7 protein-coding genes are annotated in these 6,190 nt (G+C 57.0%); all 7 read left to right on the top strand.

Annotated elements, in window-relative coordinates; translation table 11 throughout:
- Positions 1-26 precede the first annotated feature (26 nt).
- The 7 genes from mazG (at position 27) to speB (ending at position 5,928) form a co-directional block, all read left to right on the top strand.
- Positions 27-845, top strand: a complete 819-nt coding sequence (gene mazG, locus IPH10_01645; protein MBK6909631.1) for a nucleoside triphosphate pyrophosphohydrolase — start codon at positions 27-29, stop codon at positions 843-845.
- 29 nt (positions 846-874) lie between these two features.
- Entirely contained in the window at positions 875-2,227 is a 1,353-nt protein-coding gene (gene hflX, locus IPH10_01650) for a GTPase HflX (protein ID MBK6909632.1), read from the top strand.
- A 356-nt stretch (positions 2,228-2,583) separates the two neighbouring features.
- Positions 2,584-3,120: a helix-turn-helix transcriptional regulator gene (locus IPH10_01655; protein ID MBK6909633.1), complete on the top strand. Its 537-nt coding sequence runs from the start codon at positions 2,584-2,586 to the stop codon at positions 3,118-3,120.
- Between the two features lie 49 nt (positions 3,121-3,169).
- Entirely contained in the window at positions 3,170-3,580 is a 411-nt protein-coding gene (gene speD, locus IPH10_01660) for an adenosylmethionine decarboxylase (protein ID MBK6909634.1), read from the top strand.
- Positions 3,580-4,047 carry an arginine decarboxylase, pyruvoyl-dependent gene (locus tag IPH10_01665; protein MBK6909635.1) on the top strand — a complete coding sequence of 156 codons (468 nt, stop codon included), beginning with the start codon at positions 3,580-3,582 and terminating at the stop codon, positions 4,045-4,047. Before speD ends, IPH10_01665 begins: the two co-directional genes overlap by 1 nt.
- A gap of 158 nt (positions 4,048-4,205) precedes the next feature.
- Entirely contained in the window at positions 4,206-5,045 is an 840-nt protein-coding gene (speE, locus tag IPH10_01670) for a polyamine aminopropyltransferase (GenBank protein MBK6909636.1), read from the top strand.
- A gap of 58 nt (positions 5,046-5,103) precedes the next feature.
- Positions 5,104-5,928, top strand: a complete 825-nt coding sequence (gene speB / locus IPH10_01675) for an agmatinase (GenBank protein ID MBK6909637.1) — start codon at positions 5,104-5,106, stop codon at positions 5,926-5,928.
- The last annotated feature ends 262 nt before the right edge of the window (positions 5,929-6,190 follow it).

The raw sequence follows: 6,190 nt of genomic DNA on the forward strand, positions 1-6,190 counted from the left end.
CTTGGGGGATAGCAGAATAGAATGCAATGCACGACAAACTAAAACCATCACCGCTTTCTGACCAAGCCGCCGCGGAGTTCGCGCGGCTTGTGCGTATTATGGCGGCGCTGCGCGCACCCGACGGCTGTCCGTGGGATCGCGAGCAGACGCACGAATCGCTGCGGCCATATCTGATCGAAGAGACCTATGAGGTGCTCGATTCGATTGACCGGAAGGCCTATGCCGAACTCAAGAAGGAGCTGGGTGATCTGCTCTTGCATATTGTCTTTCATGCGCAGTTGGCCGACGAAGAGCAGCTGTTTAATGTTGCTGACGTGCTGCGGGAGATTTCCGAGAAGCTGATCCGGCGGCATCCGCACGTGTTCGGCGACGCGACGGTGAACTCGACAGACGACGTGAATAAGCAATGGGAGCAGATCAAGCTCAACGAAGACCATAAGCCAAACCTGCTGTCGGGCGTGCCGAAGCACCAGCCCGCGCTGAACCGGGCCTACCGGGTCCAGGAAAAGGCGGCGGCGGTGGGTTTTGACTGGCCGTCGGATGAACCGGTGTGGGCGAAACTGACCGAGGAGATTGCCGAACTCAAGCACGAACTTGAACAGGGCGATCGGGCAAAGGCGGAAGCCGAATTCGGAGACCTGTTGTTTACGATGGTCAATCTGGGCCGCAAGCTGAACATCCACCCGGAAGAAGCGCTGCGCGGCACGATTCAGAAATTTACCGACCGCTTCTTGCAAATCGAGTTACGATTGAGCGAAGCGGGTATCCCGGTTCACGAAGCCGGGTTGGAGAAGATGGACGACCTGTGGAATCAGGTCAAGGCCGAGGAGCACGCGCGCGCATGAGTCAAAGTAAGAAGAAGAGCGGACGGTCCATGGGGTTTGACCGGCTGAGCATCGAGGACGCATCGCAGGGCGCGGCTCAGGATGCGACGGCACCGAAACCCGAACGGGTGATGCTGATCGGAATCTGCAAGCCGGGCGAAAGCCCGGCGGTGGCCCAGGAGCATCTGGAAGAGCTGGCCATGCTGGCCGAAACGGCGGGGGCCGAGATCGTCGAGCGTGAACTCGTCAAACTGCGCCAGATTGACTCCGCGCTCTATATGGGGAAGGGCAAGGCCGCGGAACTGGCCGGGTATATTGCCGAATTGAATATCGAATTGGCCATTATTGACGAAGATCCGGCTCCCGCGCAGACGCGCAATCTGGAACGCGAAATGAAGTGCCGGCTGCTGGATCGGTCGGGGTTGATTCTTGACATCTTTGCCAAGCGGGCGCAGACCCGGGAAGCGCGGACACAGGTCGAGTTGGCGCAGCTTCAATATATGTTACCGCGGCTAACCGGCGCGTGGACGCACCTCGAACGGCAGCGCGGCGGTATCGGCATGCGCGGCCCCGGTGAAACGCAGATCGAAACCGACCGCCGGATTATTCGCACCCGCATCCGCAAACTGGAAGACGACTTGGGGCTGATCGAGAAGCAGCATAAGACGCAGCGCGGCAAGCGACAGGACGTATTCCGGTTTTCGCTGGCAGGGTATACGAATGTGGGCAAGTCCACGCTCATGAATGTGCTGACACAGGCCGGGGTCTACGAAGAAAACCTGCTCTTCGCGACGCTGGACTCGACGACGCGGATGCTGCCGTTAGGGCAAGGAATCCGCGCTGTGCTGTCCGACACCGTTGGGTTCATTCGTAAGCTGCCGCCGGGACTGGTCGCGAGTTTTCGCTCGACCTTGGCCGAGATTGCCGAAGCGGATTGCATTGTCCACGTTATTGATGTGGCCTCTGTCACCTATCGGGAGCAGATGGATACAGTGCAAAAGATTCTGACGGAGATGGGACTTTCTGACATACCCGTCATTGAAGTTTTTAACAAGGTGGATGCCCTCGATGATCCGTCCGTCCTGCGGTGGGTCAAGGAAGAGCGGCCCACTGCCGTGCTGATCAGCGCACGAACGGGGGTCGGTCTCGACCAATTGCGCGAGCGCATGCGGGAAGTAATGGAGCGGGGGAAGGTCGTGCTCGATATTTCGCTGGATCCGGCGGATGGCAAGCTGTGGCAGGAACTCTATAGGGTCGGGGAGGTCCAGAGTACCGAAGCAGATGGCGACCGGGTGCATGTGCGGGTCCAGCTTGACCGGGTGGATGCAGGACGGCTGGGTTTGCTGGAGCCTGCTAAGTCGGATCCGTGGCGCCGGGGTCAGGGACCGGAAGAGGGTGATTAGGGCGGACTTTGGGGGGATCTGAGTAGGCCGGTCGCGGCGCAAACCGGGTAGTTTTTCACGGTTCGCGACCCCATTCTGAGTAGTAAAAGAGGAGTTCGGCTCCTCTTTTTTTTCAAGGATTTGCGCGACGGTTTAGACCGGTAAGGTCGTTTGGAACGATTTCGTGTACCCGTTAACCTACCTAAATACCTTGATATATTAAACTTTCGCGTCCTAACATTTGATGATTAGGTGCTGGAAAGCCACGAGGTTAGCAAGTACGTGGGTTGGAACCGGTCTTGACAAGTCTTGGTTTTCTTGGTATATTTGCCACACTTTATTGAACAAGAAGTTTAATAAACTTGGAAGGCAGAGCCGTGGAAATCGGGGCAAAGATCAAGAACCTCCGACTGGCCCGGGATCTGACCCAAGAAGAGCTGGCTGAGCGCGCCGACCTCACGAAGGGGTTTATTTCACAATTAGAGCGCGACCAAACCAGTATTTCCGTGGATAGCTTGATGGCTATCCTCAAAGTCCTCGATGTCCGAATCGCGGACTTCTTCACAGAGACACAGACCGCGCAGGTCGTGTTCACGAAGGCCGAGCGGATTTCGCTCACCGATACCGGCGCTGAAAAGTTTGAGCTGCTGATACCCGGTGGAGCGGATCGCGAGATGGAAGCGGCGCTGGTGACTCTGGAAGAAGGCCAACAGACGTATCCGACCAAACCGTACCAAGGGGAAGCCTTCGGCTTCGTGTTGGCGGGAACGATCCAGATGACTTTCGGCAACGAGACCTTCTCGGCTCAGGCCGGTTCCAGTTTCTATTTTTCGGGAGACCGTGAGCACTTCATCCTGAACACAGGGAAGCGCACCGCGGAGTTTATCTGGGTTACAACGCCGCCCACGTTTTAAGTCGCGTTGGTTTTTTTACCTTTCACCCTTTTGGGTAGGAGAACCTGAATTGAAGTCTTTGGGACAGCAAATTGTGGTAGATTACCACAAGTGTAATCCTGAAATCCTCAATGACGTGGCCGCTGTCAAGCGGGCCATGCGCGAGGCAGCTCTCAAGGCCGGCGCGACGATTGTCACGGAAGCCTTCCACCTGTTCAACCCGCACGGTGTGTCGGGTGCGATCATCATTGCTGAATCGCACCTCGCCATTCACACGTGGCCCGAATTCGGCTATGCCGCGGTTGATCTGTTTACGTGCGGTGAAGATGTTGATCCGGCCGTGGCCTTTGAGCACCTGAAGCAGGCGCTGGGCGCGGACGAATTCACGGCGATGGAAATGAAGCGCGGGATCCTCGATTCGCACGGACTCCGCTTCAACTCTCACAAGCCCGTGCAGCATCTGGCGGCGGCTGTCGCCTGATGGTCATTAAGACCCCCGACAAGTATTTCCTCGTCAAAGGATTTGCCGAGGGCGACACGGAACTGAATGCCTTCGACAACGCGCTGTTGGCGGCCGGGGTCGGCAACTGCAACCTCGTGCGGATGAGTTCGATCTTGCCGCCGGCGGCACAGTTGATCGAGCCTGTCAAGCTGCCGTACGGAGCGCTGGTGCCGGTTGCCTATGCGGATGAATGCAGTTCTGTGCCGGGAACGCAGGTGTGTGCCGGAGTGGCCCTGGGTGTGCCGGATGATCCGACGCTGCCCGGAGTGATCATGGAGCACCACATGACCGGCAGTGAAGAAGAGTGTCGTAAAATCGTGATCGGCAAGGTCGAGTCGGCCTTCCGGGTCCGTGGCTGGAAACTGACCGACCTGAAGGTGGCGGTCATTTCCGGCAAAGTGGACAAGATCGGAGCCGCGTTTGCGGGCGTGATCCTCTGGACGTAGCGGTGTTATAGCGTTATAAGATTTTCGGCCTCCCGCTTGGGAGGCCGAAATCGTTTGGTTTAACACCTAAGTCTTTATTTTTTGACGAAACTCATAATAGACGGGTGTTGAGAATCTGAGAGCTGTTCAGTATCTTCTTCTTTCCCAATTGAAACATCATGGAACTCTGGCTAACAGAAACATACGGACCCATCCGGGGCGGCTGGAAGGCTGGCGGCGTGCTGTACTCGAAGCAGTCGCAGTATCAGCTCGTGGAGATCGTCGAGACTGAGCGGTGGGGCAAGACGCTCGTTCTGGACGGCTGCATGATGACCACCGAGCGCGATGAATTCGTTTACCATGAAATGCTGACCCATCCGGCGCTGGTGGCTCATCCGGAGCCGAAGAGCGTGTGCGTGGTGGGGGGGGGCGACGGCGGAACGGTGCGCGAAGTGCTGCGCCATCCGAGCGTCGAGCGGGTGGTGCTTGCGGAAATTGAGGGCGACGTGATTGACGTTTGCCGCAAATATTTTCCACATCACACGTCGAAACTTGATGATCCTCGCGTGGATATTCAGGTCGGAGACGGTTTCGCATATTTGCAGGCGCACGCCGGAGAATTCGACGTCATCTTGTCGGACTCGACGGATCCGATCGGTCCCGGTGAGGTGCTGTTCACGCAAGAATATTTTGCGCTCGCCAAGCGCGCGCTGCGCGCGGGCGGAGTGTTTGTAACGCAATCGCACAGTGCGTGGGATCCGGATTCGCGCCTCCGGCGGATTCGCGACGTCCTGCTGCAGAATTTTGTGCAGGCCTATTGGTATGGAGCCGTGATTCCGACGTACCCGTACGGGTGGTGGAGCTTCTTCTTCGCCTCGGATAAGGTGCATCCGCTCGAGTCGGCGGACCTGATGCGGCAGCAGGAGATTACACAGGGCGCGCAGTACTATACCCCTGCGGTTCACGAAGCGGCGTTCGCGGTGCCGGCCTTTCTGGCGCGCGAATTAGGCCTCTCCTGAACGGCACGAGAACGGTCAAGTGAGCCTCTCGCTACCGACGACGCGGACGCAAGTCTTCATGGGCGCGCAGACCTCCCTTGAGGGGGGAGCCAAGTTGGCACTGTTTGGATTGCCGTATGACGGGACGTGTTCGTTTAGGCCGGGGACGCGGTTTGGTCCGGCGGCGATCCGAAACGTCTCGGACGGCATCGAAACGTACTGCCCGGTGGCTGACCGGGACCTTGACGATGTGCGCTTTGCGGACCTGGGTGACCTCGTTTTGCCTCCGGGCGACAAGGACGAGGTCCTGGTGCGCATTGAAAGAGCCGCTGGCGAACTTTATAGCACCGGGGTGATTCCGGCGGCGCTCGGGGGCGAGCATTTGGTCAGCCTTCCGCTCCTTCGTGCGGCGGTAGCACGGCACCCAGACCTGGTGCTGGTGCAGTTCGATGCGCACTTGGACTTGCGTGAAGATTACCTCGGGACTCCACTTTCGCACGCGACGGTGATGCGCAGAATTATGGAATTCGTTGATCCGTCACGAATCTTGCAGGTAGGGCCTCGGTCTGGTCCTCGGGAGGAGTTCGAAATTGCTAAGAAATTTGGAACTTACCGTCCGGCGACCCTGACACCAGCCGATTTGGTCTCGTGGATTGCAAAACGGCCGGTGTACGTCACTTTGGACCTTGATGTCCTTGATCCGTCTGTACTTCCGGGTACGGGCACGCCGGAACCCGGGGGGGTCAGTTTTGCCACCTTGCAAGGCTGGATAGCGGCACTTTGTGACGTTGAGTGGGTCGGTTGGGATATGGTTGAGCTTTCGCCGGACTACGATTCAAGTCATGTATCTTCAATTGTTTCCGCTAAATTAGTCCGCTCGATGATTCTATCTTCCGTGCAATGACTTGCGAATTGGCTTGCATTTTGCCACGGCAAGCTCCATAGGCATGCAGTTTCAAGTGCTATAAGCTCTATAAGAAACATTGAGATAGACAGTTGGTAGCCCCTGAGGGTCTGTGTTCATTGCGAAGCGCTTGAGGAACAAAGACTTTCGTTTTGCCGGGGGTTGAGAATGTTAAAAATAGGCAAAACATTTTCCTTGACAAGTTGATTCTGAATGACTATATTTGGGGAACTTTGACCAGCATAAGACTTTTTTGAACTTA

The organism is bacterium (assembly GCA_016702305.1).
Taxonomy (GTDB): Bacteria; Electryoneota; RPQS01; order RPQS01; family RPQS01; genus JABWCQ01.